We start from the raw sequence: 18,286 nt of genomic DNA on the forward strand, positions 1-18,286 counted from the left end.
GAGCCGATCGATCCGTCGCCGATCATCGACCGGGCGGTCCACGGCGGTTTCCTGTGGCTAGAGATCCAGTGCTCCGGCTGCAAGACACCGAGCCACGTCGATCTGGCCGCGATGAAACACCCGCCGACCACATTCGCGCACGACCTCGCCAGCCGACTATGCTCGTAAGTGCGCCAAGGCGGGCCGGCGGCGACTCACGGATGTAATCGCCAAGTTGTGTGGCGGTCATCTTTGGAGCCCTGGCTATTTCGCGGCCTCGTGCGGCGGCGCCGAGCGCCATCGTAAGACAGTACATCGATAACCAAATATGCCTTGACCCGGCCCGAAGGGCCTGGGTTTGCGGCGCGCAAGAGGATCAGGGCCCCACCGCACCAGGAGCGGCGATGGTCGAGCCGGGCAGCGTGTTTTTAGAATGGCTATATCTGGTCGAGTTGAGATATCCGCCGAAGATCGCCACCACGAGCGGTGCGATCGCGACACCGCAGGCGGTCAGCAGCATCGCCAGGCGGAAATCTCCGGTCATATCGCGGAATATTCCGATCATCTGCGCACCGAAGTAGCCGTTCGACGTTCCGAGCGAAGTGATCACGGCGGTCGCCGCGGCGGCCGCCGACCCTGATAGCGCGGCGGTAGGCCAGGTCAGCATGATCGGGAACGTCACGTAGATGCCGAGCGAAGTCATGCAGAAGCCGAGCATCACGAGGTAGATGTTCGAAGACTGCCACGCGACGAGCATCAGTCCGCAGGTGCCGATCAGGCCCGTCACGACCAGATGCCACCGCCGCTCGCTCTTCTGGTCCGAATGCCAGCTCCAGAAGCTCATCCAGCAGATTCCGCAGATCGCCGGCAGTGCGCTCAGATAGCCGATTTGCACGTTGGTGAATCCGAACTCCTTGATGACGAGAGGCATCCAGAGGCCTACGCCGTAGAGACCGAACCCGAAGAAGAAATAGCATACCGCGAGCGTCAACACGCGGGGATCTGACATTGCTTTGAGAACGGTGACGCGTGGCTGCCCCGCATCCTCCGCCTTGTCGGCGCTCAGTGCGCCTACCAGCCAGGCCCTCTGCTCGTCGGTCAGCCATTTCGCCTGCGACGGTTTGTCCTGAAGATAGAAGATGCAGGCGATGCCGAGGACCGTGGCGGGCAGTCCCTCGAGGATGAAGAGCCATTGCCACCCGGTCATGCCGAGCACCCCGTTCATCTGTAGGATGTATCCGGCAAGCGGCCCTGAAATCACCGAAGCGACGGAGCCGCACGCGCCGAACCATCCGTAGACGCGACCACGATAGTTGCGTGGCACCCATTGACTGAAGAAATAGATGGATCCCGGATAGAAGCCGCCTTCCGCGGCGCCGAGCAGGAAGCGTACGGCGTAGAAGGAATACTCGCCCTGAACCATCGCCATCGCGGCGGCGAACAGCCCCCACGTGATCATGATCCTGGCGATCCATATTCTTCCGCCCAACTTGGCGAGCGCTAGGTTGCTGGGGACTTCGAACAGGACGAAGCCCCAGAAGAAAATGCCGGCGCCCGCGCCGAACGTCGTCGCCGTCAGGCCCAGATCCTTGTTCATGGTCAGGGCCGCGAACGCAACGTTCGTGCGATCGAGCCAGTTGATCATGAAGCAAGCGCCCATGAACGGAATCAACCGCCACATGACGCGCTTCAGCGTCGTCCTTTCCATATCCTCGGTCATTATCCCTCCTTTTTGTGTTTATCGTTGTTGCAGCTGATTGCGCGCGCCTAGATCTGGCGCTTCACCGTGTTTCGTAGCGTCCCGATGCGCTCGACGGTGAGTTCGACGGTGTCGCCGTCTTGCAGAAACCGGCCCATCTCCAGACCGCAACATCCTCCTACCGTGCCGGTCCCGATCACCTCGCCCGGATGAAGGGTCTCGTCCGCCGAGATGAACGAGACCATCTCGGAGATGCCGTGGAGCATTCTGGTGGTCCGGGTCTTGGCCCATGTTTCTCCGTTGACGCGCACGTCGGCAGCCAGATCGATCGGCAAGTCGATTTCGTCGCGGGTCACGATCCACGGTCCCATCGCGTTGCCGCAATCGAAGCTCTTGCCCTTCGTCGGCCCGAGGCCGCCCATCATCTCTTTGGCCTGCTGATCCCGTGCCGAGAAGTCGTTGAAAATCGTGAATCCGAAGATCTGGTCGGCGGCACGCTGTACGGAGACATCCTTGCAACGACGGCCGATCACGACCGCGACCTCGAGCTCGAAATCCATTACCGCGCTGTATCGCGGCCACGCGACCAGCGTGTCCGGTCCGGTCACGCCGAACCGGTTCGAGATGTAGTAGAGGGGCTGGGCCCGATAGATCGGCGGCACCTGGGGGGACGCGATATCGACCGCACCAATTCCGAGCGACGCCTTCAGGCGGGACATTCCGAGAGGCGCATCGCGAATGTGTTGCTCGAAGACGGAGCAGTCGCGGATTTGCGGCGGCACGGGCAACGGCGCGTGCAGAACGACTTCGGACAGAGCGAACCCATCGACGTTTCCTCGCTTCACGATTTCCGAGAGTTCGGCCGATTGTGCGAGACCGATTTCGCCGCTTTCGATCAAGGCCATCATCGAGGCGAAGTTTGCAGCGTCGATACCCTTCGTCCCCTTCGCCAAGGCGTACAGGTCTCGAATGCGTCCCTCCGCCGGATCGACGAGCCCCACGCGCGACGGTTCGTCTCGGACACTGAAGGTCGCGAGTTTCATGATTATACCCGGGTTAGAGGACTCCACCGTTGCCGATCGCGTTGAACAGCGGCAGAATTCGAAAAACTAAGCGGTCTATCGTCGTGGCTAATCCGGACGAATGCCCATCGCGGCGGTGAGCTCGGCGAACGCTGCCAGCTCGCGATCCATGCGTTCGCGTGATGCTTGCGGGCCCAGATTCAGCGGCTCCGCGCCGAGGGCAGCGAGCTTCGCGCTCGCCGAAGCGTCGCCCATCACTCCCGCGCAAAGTCCGGAAATCTGTTCGACGATGGAGCGCGGCATGCCGGCCGGACCGGCGAGGCCGAACCAGGTGTCGGATATGACGCCGTTCAGCCCGACCTCCCGGAACGTCGGCACGTCCGTCAGAAGAGGGGACCGCTGCTCGGCTGCGGCGCCGAGCGCGCGGACGAGGCCCGACTGGATGAAGGGCAACGCGGAGTTCAAGGACGAGAAGACGACCGACAGCTCGCCGGCGATCACCGACTGGATCGAGTCGGCCGAACTGCGGAACGGCACATGGCGCATCTTGATGTCGGCCGCGCGCTCGAGCATGCCGGCCATCAGATGGACCGTGGTTCCGACGCCGGACGACGCATATGCGAACTCGTCGCGCGGTTTGCTTCGGACGACCGTCAGAAACTCCTGCGGCGTTCGCGCCGCGAAGCCGGAAGATACGATCAGAATGTTCGGCGACGTCGCGAATATCGTAATGGGTTCGAGATCGCGTCGTACGTCGAGCGGGACGTCCTTCAGAACGGAAGGCGCGATCGTGATCGTGCCCGGCATGCCCAACAATGTATGTCCGTCGGGAGCGGCGCGCGCGACGGTGAGCGCGGCAATCATACCGCTCGCACCCGACCGGTTCTCGATCACGATGGGCTTGGCCAGGCGCGGCCTCAAGCCCTCAGCTAGAAGTCGGATGGCGACGTCCGTAACGCCGCCGGCGCCGAATCCGACGAGGATCTGCACGTTTCGCGTCGGCCAAGCGTCGGCGGCGAAAGCGAGACGCGGAAGTACGAGGCTCGCACCTGCTGCCAACAACGCCCGCCTATCGATAACAGCTGCTTTGTTCAACCGATCCTCCCTGTCTTCTTTGAGCGCCGGATCACGTCCGCTTCAGAGTTTCTCGCTTCCGTCGGGTCGCTTCCCCGTCGACCTCGCCGTGAGAATCGAAAACGACCGCGTAGTCCTCGAGGGCGCTTTCGCGACTGACGTATCCGGCCTCGACATCTGCGATCACGCGGGCGATCTCCCGTTCGTGAGGCGGCCCGTATCCGCCGCCTCCACCGGACACGACGCGGATGCAGTCGCTGGGGCCGAGCGCGTAGGTGCCCTTCCAAGTTCTGATCGAGGAGCCGTCTTTGCGCTGAACTTCGACGAAGCAGGTTTGTCCTGCTTTCCCGCCTGCCATTCCCCATGGCGGACATTTGCCTCGTTCGAACTTGAGGCTCATCTTGCAAGGGAAGAGTATCCGGTATTCTTTTTCGACACCCAGACCGCCCCGGCGTCGGCCGGCGCCGCCGCTGTCCGGCCTCAGCGCTTTGCGAGTCAGCATGAACGGATAAAGTGCTTCCTGCATTTCGATCGGAATGTCTGGAACGTCGCCGTGAGCGTTAGAGCGCAACGGAAATGCTCCGTCCTCCTCGATCGTGGCCCCCCACCCGCCAGTCACCGTATCGAGATTGGTGAACAATTCGCCCGTCTCGGGTAGATGCCCGAAGATCGTGTGGACACCGTAGGTCCCGTGATGCGCGGCCATCGCATTTGCGGGCACAGCTTCGCCCATCGCCTTCAGGATCGTGTCCACGACGGTCGGAATCGTATTGCCGGACCCTCCGATCGGAGCTCCGGGGCGAGCGGTCAAGAAAGTCCCGTCCGGCGCTTCGACGTCCAACAAATCGAAATCGCCTTGATTGACCGGCTCTTGCGGCGTCAGCAGATATTTGGCCGCGATGCGGGCGGCGGCGATCGCTCCGCCGTTGCGTCCGGCATTCGACGGCCCTGCCATCTGCGGACCTAACCCCGATAGATCCACGATCAGTCGTCCGTCGACTGGACGTACCTTGACCGTGATCGGGACGGTGCCGTCGCCCTCGCCATCGAGGAAACTGTGCGCAACGTACTCGCCCGGCGGAATCCCGGCGATGACGCTCGCGGCTGCATTGCGAGCTTGCCGCCGCATGCTTTCGAACGTCGCGTTGAGCAGGTTGATTCCACGTCTGCCCGCGATGTCCAACAACATGTCCCTGCCGAGGAGGCAGCCGGCCAACTGTGCTTCCAGGTCGCCGAGCAACAACTTCGGGAAGCGGCTATTGACGGCGCAGAGGCGGAACACGTCTTCGACGCGCTTTCCCGCATTCAAAAGACGCACGCACGGCAACTGGATGCCTTCCTGCCAGACGTCGGCCGTATCGGTGCCGGTGCTCGAACCGGGCGCCGAGCCGCCGACGTCGATCCAGTGAACCAGCACCGCGAAGAACCCGATCAACGGGCCGTTTGCGGCTCCCCCCTCGCGCACGGGGGTAAGCAGTACGACATTGTTGAGATGTTGCCCGAGAGTCGCCGCCGAATTGGTGAGGATCGCGTCTCCGTGCACGAGATTGTCGGCCCCGTGCAACGAAATCGCCTCGCGGACGCCGGTGCCGAGGGCGTTCGCGACGAAGATCGGCAGGCTTCCTCGCGATTGCGCGATCAACGATCCGGCCGGATCGACGAGGCCCACGGAGTAGTCCTTGTACTCCTGCACGAGTGGGCTGAACGCGCTTCGCTCGATATTCTTCTCGATCTGGTTCGGGATCGAAAGCACCTCGTGTCGCAGGATTTCGATGTCGATCGGATCGCTATCCGTGACAATATGCGGCGTCACGACGTTCATCGGCCTGCTCCGTTTCCGGCTACCTGGATGATGATCTCGCCGAGAGGACCGACCGTTGCGATGTCGCCGTCGCCGACCAACGTCGTGGAGCCGTACTCCTCGATCACCGCGGGTCCTGTCGTCGTCCAACCTATTGGCAATGCATCGCGCTTCCAGACCGGCGCATCGATCCAGCCGCCCGGTCGGAGATGCATCGGCCTTCGATCTGTCGGCGTCGGAGCGGCACCGGTTGTCGACGGAGCCAGGATTTTCAACGACGGACGATCGGCCGCGCTTTCCGCCGAGACCCGCAAACCGACGACTTCCGGCCTGAAGTCTTCGCCCAGCACGCGTCCGAAGCGCTTGCCGTAGGCTGCCTCGAACGAAAACTTAAGGGCTCCGGCCGACGGATCGCCCGCGAACTCGACCGGAATGCTGTGACGTTGTCCGCGGTAGCGCATATCGGCCCGCCATTGATACGTGATGGGCTTTCCGGGAAATTCGCGCGCCGCCTCAAGCTCGACGTCCTCGCGTAGCTTGTCGCGGACGGAGACGAGGGTTGCGATGCCTGACTCGAGCAGATCGGCGATGACGCTCTGCGACAGATCGACCCGCGCGTTGGCCATCAACATTCCCAACGCCGAAAAATTGCCCGGCTGCGGCGGCACGACGACCCGTCGTATTCCGAGATTTCTGGCGAGTTCCGCGCCGAAGATCGGGCCGCCCCCACCGAACACCAGGAGAACGAATTCGCGGACATCGTAGCCGCGCGCGACCGTGATCTCCTTGACCGCACCGGCCATGAGTGTCGTGGCCAGGTCGAGGATGCCGTGAGCCACGCGTGTGGTGGCTTCCTCTGCGCTTCCGTATCCCAGCGGTACGGCGACGCGATCCCGGATCGCGGTCTCTGCTGCCTGACGGTTCAGCGATAGCCTTCCGCCGAGGAAACTGCCGCCGCCGATCCGTCCAAGGCGGAGATTGGCGTCCGTCACGGTGGGTTCGGAGCCGCCCCGCCCGAAACACGCCGGCCCCGGCTCGGATCCCGCGCTCCGCGGCCCGACCCGCAATCGCCCTTGTGCATCGGTCCAACCGATCGATCCGCCGCCGGCTCCGACCTCCACGATGTCCAGCACCGGACTTCTGATCGGAAATCCTCGAACATAGCCGCCTACCCAGTACGTCGGCTGGACAGCGAACGAGCCATCTTCGACGAGTGCACATTTCGCGGTGGTGCCTCCCATATCGAAGGCGACCACCTTGTCGAGTCCGATGGCTCGCGCGTATTCCGCAGCCGCGATGACGCCGCCGATAGGCCCCGACTCGACGAGAGCCACCGGCCGCTCGACGGCCGCCTCAAACGACATGATGCCCCCGTTGGAGCCCATCATCGTCAGGCCGCCGCCGAAGCCCCGGTCGCGTAGCCGCTTGGTGAATCCCGCGGCGTACGCCGCGATCGCAGGTCCCACATACGCATTCGCTGAAGCGGTCGCGGTCCGCTCGTATTCGAACCATTCTCGCGACAGAGCGGATCCCGACGTGAAATACACTCCGGGCAGCATTTCGCTGAGGATCTCGACCGCTCTCTGCTCGTGACGTGGATTCGCGTAAGAATTGAGGAACGAGACGGCGATGGCACTGACGTTCGCCTCTTCCAGTATGGAAGCCAGGGCGACGACCTCGCTCTCATCTAGAGCTTCTATGACCTCTCCGCTGGGCGAGACGCGTTCGGTGACTTCGAAGCGTCGGGCGCGCGGTATCAGCGGCGCTTCGCGTCGTTCGGCGATATCGAATGGCGTCGGGCGGTTTCCGCGGGCCAATTCGATCACGTCGCGAAACCCGCGGGTGCACACGAGCGCGGCTCTTGCCCCCTTGCGCTGCAGGAAAGCGTTGATGACGTGAGTGGTGCCATGCTTCAAGGCGATCGCGGACCCGAAATCGCCCTTGGCCTCGTCGATGCCGGCGACCACTCCGTCCACGAGATCGCCGTAGGTCGTGAGAGATTTCGCGAATGAAATCTGCTGCCTTGTGGCATCGTAGACGGCGACGTCCGTGAACGTTCCGCCGGTGTCGGCAGCAATGAAGTGGGACAAAACTCCTCCCCGAAGATCAACCTATTGTCGTTGGCGGGGAGAATGGTGAAGTGTGAACGTTCTGTGTAGCCTTCCAGGATGACCGAGCTTCGTGCAGATTCTGCACGAATGGTTCATCGGGTCCTGTCTTCCCGATAGACGAGCAATCTTTCGGCGATGTGATCCGCGAGGAGCCGGATACGCAGCGGCGGATCCCGATGCGCCGCCAAGACCCACATGGCCGGAGGATCGCCGTCGGGATACACCGAACGGAATTCGCTGAACAGCTCGACGAGGCGGCCGTCGGCTAACGCGTCTCGGACGAGTGCGTCCGACAATCTCGCGATGCCCGCGCCGGAGAGAGCCAGTTGCAGAAGCATGGTCCAGCTGTCCGCGGACAATTGCGAGCGCACCCTGAGCGGCACGAGCTTGCGCTCGGAATCCTCGAAATACCACTCGGACGGTTCGCTGACCGTATGCGTCAGGCACGAATGGCTTGTCAGTTCGGATAAGGTTCGGGGCATTCCTCTTCTTGCCAGGTACGCCGGGGAGGCAACCAGTCGACGCTTGTATTCCCAGATCCGGCGGCCGACCAGTTCCGCATCCGGTCGGCGCCCGGCGTGGATCGCCAGGTCGCATTGCCCGTCGAGCAGACGGGCCGGTTCCTGCGTGATGGACACGGCGATCCGCACATCCGGCTGAAGCTCGACGAACTCGGCGAGAATCGGCGGAAGGTATTCCACCGCCGCATAGTCGTTGGTGGCGACCCGCACGAGGCCGGACGCGCGCCCCTGGATCGCGCCGATCTCGTCGCGGATCCTTCCCCAGTCCGAGATCGACCCCCTTGCCCAATTTAAAAGGGCAGTGCCTGCAGGTGTGGCCGCCAAGGAACGGGTTGTGCGCACAAGCAGTTGGGCTCCCATTTCCGCTTCCAGCGCGGCGATGCGGCGGCTCGCCAACGACGGCGAGAGGTCCATGCTGCGCGCCGCGGGAGCGATGCCTCCTTCGTCGACGACCGCGACGAATAGTCGGATCAGATCGATATCCATCCACCCAACCTCTCGATGCCGAGCGCTCGAGCTATCGACGCGCAGCGCATCCGCGATTCGTCAAAATGGGAGCGTCTTGCTCTCTATAACGGAGGGATTCGCCGGATGAAATGGCCTCGCCCGTCGACCGCTATTCAGCTCGTGACGACCGAGCTCCGCTCGAGCGGCAATGCCTCCAAGAACAGGGTGCGTTTCCGGGGAACAGTTGGCTTTGTCCGCTCAAGAGATTTCGTCGGCGGACGCGAGCCACCCCGGCAGATCACAGTTGTAAGCTCTTCTTGCGGCCAGGATGTTCGGGCACGCAGCCGACATCGCACGAAAAGTGAACTTTCGCACAAAGCTATTATAGATTATAGTCGAACTCTATTTATGAGTCAAACGTCGCTCGGACCTCAGAATGTGTGTGCTTTTATACCTGATGATTGTCAGGTATAAATCAAACGCCCGCTGGCGTAAGGGTTCGATGAGGGGCCCCCGCGCTCGCCAGCGTGACCGACAGCGATAAGTTCCGCGATGTTCGACCGAGGAAAACGCGATGCAAATGATAAATAAGACCGTGCTCATCACCGGCGGTAATAGCGGAATCGGTCTTGCTACCGCTCGGATGATGTTGAAGGAAGGCGCGAAGGTCGCGATAACGGGGCGCGACCGCGAAAAACTGAGCGCGGCCGCGAGAGAATTGGGCTCGGTCGTCGCGATACAGGCCGATCTGGATCGTCCGGACTCGCACGCTGCGGTCGCCGCCGAGGTACGATCCGAATTCGGGGCGCTCGACGTGCTGTTTGCGAACGCCGGCATTTCGGGACCTACCCCCTTGGGAAAGACCGCATGGGAAACGTTCGATGCGATCGTGCGCACGAATCTCGCCGGTGTTTTCTTTACGGTTCAGGCGGTCCTGCCGCTCATGGCGCGCGGCGGCGCAATCGTCCTGAACGGTTCGATCCAGCGGCAGCTAGGTAGTCCGGGAGCTGCCGCGTACGCCGCGAGCAAAGGAGGCGTGAGCTCGATGGCGAAAGTGTTCGCTGCCGAGCTGGCGCCATCGGGAATCCGCGTCAACACGGTCGTGCCGGGAGCGACAGAGACCCCGATATGGACCCGTGGCGCGCGGGCGAACATTCCGATTGAGGAAAGCATGCACGCGGTCAACAAGAGCAATCCCATGGGTAGAATCGCGAAGCCTGAAGAGGTCGCTCGCGCCGTTCTCTTTCTGGCGTCCGACGCTTCGTCTGCGATGACCGCTGCAGAGATCGTGGTGGATGGCGGAACGACGGGCGCGCCCTATGGCGCCCCCGTCTACCGACGTCCCTAGTCGTGAGCGCTGCTTCACTCCAGAGCGCCCGGAGCGCGCGCCCCGCGTCGCTCCGCACGACGAGGCCCGCCGAACGTCGGTTCGCCCATGCACCCCAAGCAGGCACGGGCGAACGACGCCGAGCGTTTCTTGTCGATCGGACGACGGGCTTATTTCGCCGCCTTGATGATGGCGGCCACCAGTTCCGGTCCGCGGGTGACGAAGGCCGCATGGCCGCTGTCGATATCGTAGGTTGCTCGAACCTTGGTTGCCGCGAGCATCGCGGATTGGGCGGCCGGAGTGATCACCTTGTCCTGCTTCGTCCGGATGTAGACCTTGTCGACACCGGCAAACGCCTGACTCAGGTGGACCGGCTCGGCAAGCGGCGGAAGCGGTTCGTCGACGATGGCATCGGTCACGATCTGCTTCTGTTGCGTGTTTCCGTCGTTGACGAAGACGGAGCCACGGATCTCCCGCGGCAGCGAGGCCAAGCCCTTGTCCTTCATGAATTGGATCTTAGGACCTGCTTCGGAGCCCTTGTCCTGGTTCGCCAGGGTGACGAGCGACTCGCCGTCCCTCGGCAGGAATGCCGCCAGGTACACCAGGCTCTTGATCTTCGCCGGCGCGGCCTCACCGACCTCGGAGATTACGATGCCGCCGAAGCTGTGACCGACGAGAATCACCGGGGACGGAAGCGGTTCGATCGCTTTGAGCACAGCGTCTCGGTAGACCGTCAAGCTGGTTTGGCCCGGATTGAGGGGGTTGCTGGGGCGACCGGGCAGGTTCACGGCCACCGTCTTGTATCCCGACTTTTCGAGACCGGCCTGCACGCCCTTCCACACGGACGCATCTTCGAACGCGCCATGGACGAGGACGATCGGCGGCTTCTCGGCGGCCTGTACACCGACGGTCATCAGGACGGTGGAGAGCGCTGCGATGATGAGTGTCTTCATTTGAGTTCAACTTCGTTGGTTGCGGAGGATGCGAACATAGGGGTCACGAGATGAACCACCATGACTTGCGCTCCGGGTCTGCTGCCCGATCGTCCGGATCTCGAACTGGGACGCGCCCGGGCGGTCCCGACCTGCTGTCTAACGTCCTGGGCCTCGTGCGCCTCAACGGCGAGCGGATCTACTCCGCCGAGCTCGGGGGGAGCTGGGGACTTTCGTTCGACGCCGGACCCGGACACTTCGTCTATGTCAAGAAGGGCACTGCGTACGTGGTCGCGGAGCAGGGACCCGATGTCGAACTGTCGGAAGGCGACCTCCTTCTGCTCGCACACGGGTTGGGTCATCGGCTCCGCGGCGGCCCCGATGAGACGTCGTATCGACGCTTCGGAATCGAAGTCGGTTCTGACCAACCGACGGTCCAAGTCGACGGCCCCGGCGAACAGACGCTTCTCTTGGGCGGATCATTTCGTTTCGCGGGCGACGCATTGCCGTCGGTTCTCGAACCTCTCCCGACCATGATACGCGTATCTCGATGCGTGGGCTCCAACGCCGAGTGGCTGGAAACGCTTTCCTACTTTCTGCTCGCCGAAGCGACCGTATCCGCGCCGGGCGCGAGCTTGATGATATCGAGATTGATCGACGTGCTCGTGATCCGAACGATCCGCTCATGGGCGGAGCAAAGCGGAAGCAAGAGCGGTTGGCTCGGCGCCGTCGGCGATCCACAGATCGGGAGGGCGCTCATCGCAATTCACGACGACCCGTTCCGTCCGTGGACGGTCGCCGATCTGGCGAGACTGGCCGCGATGTCTCGCTCCGTCTTCGCCGAACGCTTCGCCTCCAGAATCGGGGTTCCGCCGCTCCGCTATTTGACTAACGTACGGTTGATGAGTGCATCGGATCTCCTCGGGACCGGAATGCTGTCCGTCGGAGACGTCGCTCGCCGCGTGGGTTACGCTTCGGAAGCAGCGTTCAGCCGAGCCTACAAGTCTAGGTTCGGGCATTCGCCGGCCGACGCACGGCCTCGTCTGGCCGACGGGCCCCGCGCTACCGATGCGGGCAACGCTGCGACTGGTCGCGCTACCATGGGGTGACCTACGTTTGCTTTCGTTTTTGAAGTGATATATTCGCTCCCGCTCTGCGCGCTGAGCGAGCGCCCTGGTTTCGTAATCGGACACTTGGCTCAACGATGAGAGGATCGCAGTGAAGAAAAAATCTCTCCAGGACGACCCGTGTCCGATGGCTCGATCGGTCGAGGCCGTCGGCGACTGGTGGTCGTTGCTCATCGTGCGGGACGCATATGCCGGAATCCGTCGCTTTAGCGACTTTCAGCGAAATCTCGGCATCGCAAAGAATATTTTGTCGTCGCGCCTGAAGGGGCTCGTAGCCCTTTCCATTCTCCGGGTGGAAACCACGAAGCCCGGGCATCGCGAGTATGTTCTCACCGACAAGGGAGCCGAACTGAGACCGATTCTCGACGCACTCTCGCTCTGGGGCCGGAGCCATCTGTTCAAGGACGACGAGCTCGAGAAGCTCGACGTCGTGATGAAGGAGAAGCGGTCGACTGGGGCGGAGCCTTCTTCGTCCTAGGACCCGATAACGCGGCTCGCCTCGAGGGAGCGGTCGTCTCTGGCCAGGAAGGCGTGGATCGCGGCCACGACCTGAGCGCCCTCTCCGATGGCGCCCCCGACGCGCTTGATTGAACCTGCCCTCACGTCGCCTACAGCGAAGATACCGGGCACCGTCGTTTCGAGCGCCTTCGTGGAATCTTGTCGCATGTGAGCTCCCGTAAGCACGAACCCGGACCTGTCGAGTTCGACGCGGCAGCCGGCCAACCAATCGGTGGCAGGATCGGCCCCGACGAACAGGAATAGATTGCGGGCGTTTTCGACGTGCTCTCCCGCCCCCTCCTTCCAGCGCACCCGCTGGAGGCCGCTTGCAGCCGTGCCATCGAGGCCGGCGATGCTCGAATTGAATTTCAATTCGATGTTGGTGGTGGCCGCGATGCGCTCGATCAGGTAACGCGACATGCTCGCGGCGAGACCCGCGCCGCGGACGAGCATCAAGACCTTGCTGGCGTGTCCCGACAGAAAGACGGCTGCTTGACCGGCCGAGTTGCCGCCTCCGACGAGAACGACCTCCTGCTGCCGACACAGCTTGGCTTCGACCGGAGACGCCCAGTACCAGACGCCGCGCCCCTCGAAGTCGGAGAGGTCTGGAATGTTGGGCCGGCGATACCGCGCGCCGCTTGCGATGACGAGCGATCTCGCCTTCAGTTCATCGCCATCGTCGAGCCTGACCGTGAACACTCCGTCCTGACGACTGCAGTCGAGCGACGTCGCGGTGACAGGAATCATCATATCCGCGCCGAACTTCTGGGCTTGATTGAACGCACGGGCGGTGAGAGCCAAACCGGAAATGCCTGTTGGAAATCCGAGATAGTTTTCAATACGGGCGCTCGCGCCGGCTTGTCCTCCGAAGGCGAGAGAATCGCATACCGCGACGGACAGGCCCTCGGATGCTGCATAGACCGCCGTGGAAAGACCGGCCGGCCCGCTCCCAATCACGGCAACGTCGTACACCTTATCCTTGACGATGTGGCGCAGCATGCCGAGCGCATGGCCGAGCTGACTGACCGACGGATTGCGCAGGACATTCCCGTCGGGCGAGACGACCAGCGGCAGATCGGAGGCGACGTTGGAGTACCTGGCGACGATGTCGGCGGCATCGTCGTCGACGCTCGGGTCGAGGAGGTGATGCGGAAGGCCGTTACGCGTCAGGAAGCCCTGCAGCCGCAGTATCGCCGGCGCCTCGGGCGATCCGATGATGAGAGGTCCCCCCGCCCCCTCTTTGATCAGGTTCATGCGTCGCAGGATCAGGGCTCGAATGATACGCTCGCCCAGATAGGCATCCGCCACCATCAGGGCCCGCAGCCCTTCCGGCGGCACCACGACGGCCTCGACCTCGCCAACGGCATGTCCGTCGACCAGAGCGAGTCGCCCGGAAAGCTGGCCGATCTCCGCGACGAAATGGCCCGCTTCGTGATCGGCCCGATGCCGCACGTTCCCGAAGGCGTCTCTTTGGGTGATGGTGATCCCGCCCGACAGCAATACGAGCATGCCGGGATGTTCCTTGCCCGTCTCGATCACCCGCTCGCCGGCCGCGAAGCGACGAGCCGTTCCGAAACCACGTAGTTTTTCGATATCTACCGTAGAGAGTTTCGGAAAGGTCTCCTCATGTCGAGGTCCCGGCGGCCGCTTGGTCAGGATCTCATCGGACACGTCGTTCATTGCGCTAACTTTCCATTTTCGGGATCGGATAGTTACGGGAAATCGATATCCCGAAAGTACACGTCACTTCAAAAACGGAAGTTTATGGCTTTTGTTCGCCCCTTTGGGCGGATCCCGATCACGATTACGCGGCAACTTCGAGCGACCGATCCTGTCTTCCACCCCACTCTATCCACGCCGAGACGATCGTTGGCGGAACGCCGAGATCCTTCAGCAAGTCGGTAAGCAGACCGCAGTTCGTGGAGTAGGCATTTCTGTCGAAGGCACTCATTCCAAGCGAAGCGAAGATCAGATCGAACAACGGACGGACCACGACCCATGCGAGCAGAGCGGCCGCCATGAACGCCAGGCAAGCCTGCCCCAGCGCATATCCCGCGAGCGGCAAAATCGATTCCCCGGAGCCGAGCGTCGCGCCACTATCAAAAGGAAGATTCCAGCGATGTCCTGAAAGATCAGAATGGCCATGGCCGTCAGCCCGGCGGGGCAGCTCTGCTGGTGCCGCTCGGCGATGATCGACCCGACGACGGCCGTCGACGACAACGCCAACGTCGCGCTTACCAGAGCAGCCCCGACGGGGGGAGCCCCAACAACCATCCGAGCGCACCGATGCCCACCGTCCCGAAGACGATCTGGGCCGGTCCGAAACCGAAGGTGTCGCGCGCCTGCGATCTCAACCGCTCCAGCGAGAAATGGAGGCCGAGATCGAACAGCAAGAAGACGACGCCGAGCTCGGCCAGCGAGGAAACGAAATGCTCCTCGATTCGCAGCGCCGCGCGGAACTCTCCGAGGACAAGCCCGAGAACGATATAACCGACGATCGGACTTATCTTGATGGCCCGGCACGCGATCGCGATACCGACTCCGCTTGCCAAGAGTACGATGACTGGAGAAAGGGCAGCAACCGTCGAGTTCGGATCGATATTCGTGGATTGCATCTGCGGATGACAGCCTAGGAACCCGTCGCAGGCCGACCGAGAGCGTCCTTGACGTGATCGAGTATTTCTTCGGACAGTGCCGCATCGTTCGAGGCACGCGCGAGGACCAGCGCTCCGACCAAGGCAGATAACGTGACGATCGCTTCGCTCCGGACACTCCGACCGTTTTGCCACGGGAAACCTTCGGCTATCTGTCCGATCATCGCCTTCAGATGATCCGTGAAGACTTTCCGAAACCTAGGTGCGCGCGAAATTTCGGGCGCCAAGGCCGCCATCATGCACCCTCGACCTGGATTGTCCCTGTGAGTTCGGCCGAGATAGCGCTCGAAATAGGCCAGCTTTCCGCTGTCGCTGTTCGGCAGATTTCGAAGGTCTTGCAGCATTCCATCCGAAATCTCCTTCAGCGCTTCCGTAGTCAGCTTTTCCTTGGACTCGAAGTGGAGATAGAAGGAACCATGGGTCAGACCAGCGGTTTTCATCAGATCGTTGACGCTTACGGCGAGGCCCTCCTCTCGTAATAACCTCGCACTGCCTTTCACGATCTTCTGGCGCGTTTTCGCAGTATCTGCTGGATTATATCGCATCAACGCTCCTCGCTTGACAGATTAGATGATATATGTCATCTAACTAGAAATCAAACCTGACGGACATAAGGTTTGAGCGCTCTCGCGATGGAGCAATGCCTGAAGGTGAAGTCGACGGTATGATTTTCGACGAAAGCTTTGGCTTTATCGCGGATACGAACGACGTCGATTAATCGGAAAGACCTCGGGCGGCACGGAATGACGACCGCTTCTGCTGCCTCTCCGAAGCAAACCCTTTGCTGATCTTCGAGTCGACGTCATCGAAGGTGAATCTCTTTCCCTTGTCGGGAGGCCTCCAGTTCGCGTCGATCAGGCGTCCCGTCTCGCGATGGACGACACGCATCGCGGGTTCATCCTTGGCGCCGAAGTCGCAATGCTTCATGCCCCAGGCCCTGAGCAGCAGAATGATCTGGTCGAGCTCTTTGCCTTTGGCGGTCTGATAGTATTCGTAGCGAGGCGGCCGCTTGCTGTACTGCCTGCGTTCGACGATACCGTCCTCTTCCATCCGCTTGAGGCGCGTCGAGAGGAGATGCGAAGACATTCCGGTTTGAGCCTGGATCTCATCGAAGCGGTGGTTGCCCATGATGAGTTCGCGCATGATCAGCAGGGTCCAACGGTCCCCGACTACTCCGAGCGCCCTGGCGATCGGACAAAGACTATCTGCTACACTGTCCCAGCTCATCGAAAATACACTCCCGGATCGCCTCTCGAACGGCGATGCTTCGCGTCACAACATAGTTATCAGGCTCGGATTTTGAAGTATATCTCTGAAATTCAGCCGAGATTCGCCGAAATCTAGCACATCCTGCAGCGATCCTCCGCTCACAAGAGCGCAATTCGTCCACAGCCTCCTTGATAGTACCGTTGTGACTTCATAATATGAAGTCTTGATTTGGTAGGGACATCCTGTCCCCTTCCTCGGCTTTTTCGTTGGGTACCGCCTCTTCCTTAGTCTGTCGGCCGCCCAGTCTAAGCAGGACGCTCCCATGTTTCCAACCAAGCAGGTTGTTGCCACTCAAGTGGGCAGCCCCGACGTCCTGACGATCGCCGAAGCCAGAATCGGTGCTCCCGCCGATGGCCAGATCGTAGTCAAGGTCGAAGCTTCGGGCGTTCCTTACGGTGACATCATGCGGCGGACGGACCGGTACCTGACGCCGACGCCCTTTCCCTACCATCCCGGCACGGAGATAGCCGGAACGATCGCTGCCATCGGATCAGGGGTCACGGACCGTAAGATCGGCGATCGAGTGGCCGGGTTTGTGCCTTCGCATGGGCATGCGCAGTATGCCTTAGCCGAGTCCGCGGCCATGGTAGACTTGCCGACGGCGATAGGTTTCGGGAAAGCGACGGCTCTGTTCTCTCCAATTCCGAGGCGACATTCTGTATCGCCTCGAGCGATTATGTGCAGATCGCAATTCTGCTTCCCTTCCTTCTCCAGGTGAACGAGATAGCGCCAGCTACCCGCATCAAGACCAAAGCACTGGATCTGAAGTCCATCGGCGCTGAGATAGAACGAGGGGAAGTCGACCTCGCCTTCTTCCAGCCGCACGACGCCGATGCGATCGGTCTGAGGAATTGCGAGGTCATCGAGGAACGTTACGTGGGCATCGCCCGCAAGGGCACCGTCCTGAACGGGAAGCTCTCGCTCGAGCAATTCGTCACCGCGCGCCATATCATCGTGTCTCCACGGACCGAGGGGTTCCGAGGCCCGGCGGACGACGCCTTGTCCGAGCTTGGCCTATCACGGCGCGTCGTTTTCGAGGCATCATCCTTCATGTTCCTTATCGAAGCCGTCTCCCTTTGCGACGTGATCGCCCTGGCACCGGCGCGACTTGCAAGACGCTATTTGGACCGCCTGGATCTTTGAGCCGCCGCTTGCGGTTCCAGGTTTCACGATTTCCATGGCTTCGCATGAACGGAGCGATACGCACCCAGCGCAGAGCTGGCTTCGGGAGCAGCTCGCCTCCTTCTGCCGCGAGGTGCCGAAAACGTAGATCACGGCAGATCACAATATCATTCGCCTCCTTGATTGCTTCACTTTTTGAAGTTAGTAAGCGACTTGACCTGCTTTAAGCAAGGATGGCTTTCCGTGCTCAATCTATCGATCAATGGAGTGACTCGATCCGTCGACGTTCCGCCCGACATGCCGCTGCTTTGGGTTCTGCGCGATATGCTGGGTTTGACCGGAACGAAATTCGGTTGCGGAATAGCGCAATGTGGTGCGTGCACCGTTCATTTGAACGGAACCGCCGTGCGGTCGTGCCAGCTTCAGGTAGGCGCGATCGGCGCGGGCAGGATCACGACCATAGAGGGCATCGGCGATACCAAGATAGGACGGCGCGTCCGCAAGGCCTGGCTCGACCACGAGGTAGTTCAGTGCGGCTATTGCCAATCGGGCCAGATCATGGCCGCCGCCGCACTCCTGGCCGAAACAGGGATCCCGGAGGATCGAGACATCGACGCCGCAATGGCCGGCAACATTTGTCGTTGCGGTACCTACGTTCGCATTCGTGAAGCGATCAAGCAAATCGCCCGGGACGCGTGAGGGA

At 61.7% G+C, this 18,286-nt stretch carries 17 protein-coding genes and 2 pseudogenes; 7 read left to right on the forward strand and 12 right to left on the reverse strand.

The genetic code is table 11. The features are described from left to right. Window positions 1-301, forward strand: a pseudogene (locus AC0L20_RS19000) (transposase); the annotation flags it as partial. Between the two features lie 54 nt (window positions 302-355). On the opposite strand, the gene AC0L20_RS19005 reads toward AC0L20_RS19000, so the two are convergent. The 6 genes from AC0L20_RS19005 to AC0L20_RS19030 all read right to left on the reverse strand — a co-directional run bounded on the left by AC0L20_RS19005 (window position 356) and on the right by AC0L20_RS19030 (window position 8,693). Next, complete coding sequence (locus tag AC0L20_RS19005) at window positions 356-1,699, reverse strand: MFS transporter (RefSeq protein WP_473290689.1); 1,344 nt, start codon at window positions 1,697-1,699, stop codon at window positions 356-358. Window positions 1,700-1,746: 47 nt separating this feature from the next. Further along, window positions 1,747-2,721: a fumarylacetoacetate hydrolase family protein gene (locus tag AC0L20_RS19010; RefSeq protein WP_473290691.1), complete on the reverse strand. Its 975-nt coding sequence runs from the start codon at window positions 2,719-2,721 to the stop codon at window positions 1,747-1,749. Between the two features lie 87 nt (window positions 2,722-2,808). Next, window positions 2,809-3,795, reverse strand: coding sequence for a Bug family tripartite tricarboxylate transporter substrate binding protein (locus AC0L20_RS19015; protein ID WP_473290693.1), 987 nt, complete (start codon window positions 3,793-3,795; stop codon window positions 2,809-2,811). Between the two features lie 31 nt (window positions 3,796-3,826). Further along, complete coding sequence (locus AC0L20_RS19020; RefSeq protein ID WP_473290695.1) at window positions 3,827-5,596, reverse strand: hydantoinase B/oxoprolinase family protein; 1,770 nt, start codon at window positions 5,594-5,596, stop codon at window positions 3,827-3,829. Next, entirely contained in the window at window positions 5,593-7,665 is a 2,073-nt protein-coding gene (locus AC0L20_RS19025; protein ID WP_473290697.1) for a hydantoinase/oxoprolinase family protein, read from the reverse strand. The genes AC0L20_RS19020 and AC0L20_RS19025 overlap by 4 nt, the downstream gene beginning before the upstream one ends. A 113-nt stretch (window positions 7,666-7,778) precedes the next feature. Beyond that, the gene (locus AC0L20_RS19030; protein WP_473290699.1) at window positions 7,779-8,693 is read right to left on the reverse strand and encodes a LysR family transcriptional regulator; all 915 of its coding nucleotides are present in this window, start codon (window positions 8,691-8,693) and stop codon (window positions 7,779-7,781) included. A gap of 535 nt (window positions 8,694-9,228) precedes the next feature. Here AC0L20_RS19030 and AC0L20_RS19035 point away from each other — a divergent pair. After that, window positions 9,229-10,002, forward strand: coding sequence for an SDR family NAD(P)-dependent oxidoreductase (locus AC0L20_RS19035; RefSeq protein ID WP_473290701.1), 774 nt, complete (start codon window positions 9,229-9,231; stop codon window positions 10,000-10,002). A gap of 149 nt (window positions 10,003-10,151) precedes the next feature. Here AC0L20_RS19035 and AC0L20_RS19040 read toward each other — a convergent pair whose 3' ends face one another. Continuing rightward, entirely contained in the window at window positions 10,152-10,934 is a 783-nt protein-coding gene (locus AC0L20_RS19040; protein WP_473290706.1) for an alpha/beta fold hydrolase, read from the reverse strand. 50 nt (window positions 10,935-10,984) lie between these two features. Between AC0L20_RS19040 and AC0L20_RS19045 the strand changes: the two genes are divergently transcribed. Continuing rightward, complete coding sequence (locus AC0L20_RS19045) at window positions 10,985-12,022, forward strand: AraC family transcriptional regulator (protein ID WP_473290709.1); 1,038 nt, start codon at window positions 10,985-10,987, stop codon at window positions 12,020-12,022. Between the two features lie 109 nt (window positions 12,023-12,131). Then, window positions 12,132-12,518, forward strand: coding sequence for a winged helix-turn-helix transcriptional regulator (locus AC0L20_RS19050; RefSeq protein WP_473290714.1), 387 nt, complete (start codon window positions 12,132-12,134; stop codon window positions 12,516-12,518). On the opposite strand, the gene AC0L20_RS19055 is transcribed toward AC0L20_RS19050, so the two are convergent. From AC0L20_RS19055 to AC0L20_RS19075, 5 genes are all read right to left on the reverse strand, one after another. Further along, complete coding sequence (locus AC0L20_RS19055) at window positions 12,515-14,218, reverse strand: FAD-dependent oxidoreductase (RefSeq protein WP_473290717.1); 1,704 nt, start codon at window positions 14,216-14,218, stop codon at window positions 12,515-12,517. The genes AC0L20_RS19050 and AC0L20_RS19055 overlap by 4 nt on opposite strands. Before the next feature lie 124 nt (window positions 14,219-14,342). Beyond that, window positions 14,343-14,603 (reverse strand): hypothetical protein, encoded by a 261-nt coding sequence (locus AC0L20_RS19060; RefSeq protein WP_473290720.1) that lies wholly within the window; start codon window positions 14,601-14,603, stop codon window positions 14,343-14,345. 169 nt (window positions 14,604-14,772) lie between these two features. Further along, a complete protein-coding gene (locus AC0L20_RS19065; protein ID WP_473290722.1) occupies window positions 14,773-15,153 on the reverse strand; it encodes a cation:proton antiporter domain-containing protein in 381 nt (126 codons plus the stop codon). A 14-nt stretch (window positions 15,154-15,167) separates the two neighbouring features. Continuing rightward, entirely contained in the window at window positions 15,168-15,737 is a 570-nt protein-coding gene (locus tag AC0L20_RS19070) for a TetR/AcrR family transcriptional regulator (protein WP_473290724.1), read from the reverse strand. Window positions 15,738-15,906: 169 nt separating this feature from the next. Continuing rightward, window positions 15,907-16,419 (reverse strand): winged helix-turn-helix transcriptional regulator, encoded by a 513-nt coding sequence (locus tag AC0L20_RS19075; protein WP_473290727.1) that lies wholly within the window; start codon window positions 16,417-16,419, stop codon window positions 15,907-15,909. A 304-nt stretch (window positions 16,420-16,723) separates the two neighbouring features. Here AC0L20_RS19075 and AC0L20_RS19080 point away from each other — a divergent pair, with 304 nt between their 5' ends. The 3 genes and pseudogenes from AC0L20_RS19080 (at window position 16,724) to AC0L20_RS19090 (ending at window position 18,282) form a co-directional block, all read left to right on the forward strand. After that, window positions 16,724-17,179, forward strand: coding sequence for an alcohol dehydrogenase catalytic domain-containing protein (locus tag AC0L20_RS19080; protein WP_473290729.1), 456 nt, complete (start codon window positions 16,724-16,726; stop codon window positions 17,177-17,179). Further along, window positions 17,119-17,604 (forward strand): annotated as a pseudogene (locus tag AC0L20_RS19085) (LysR substrate-binding domain-containing protein); the annotation flags it as partial. The gene AC0L20_RS19080 and the pseudogene AC0L20_RS19085, both read left to right, overlap by 61 nt. Before the next feature lie 222 nt (window positions 17,605-17,826). Continuing rightward, on the forward strand, window positions 17,827-18,282 hold the full coding sequence (locus tag AC0L20_RS19090) for a (2Fe-2S)-binding protein (RefSeq protein WP_473290732.1): 456 nt from the start codon (window positions 17,827-17,829) through the stop codon (window positions 18,280-18,282). The last annotated feature ends 4 nt before the right edge of the window (window positions 18,283-18,286 follow it).

Source organism: Bradyrhizobium sp. Kon58 (assembly GCF_055807455.1).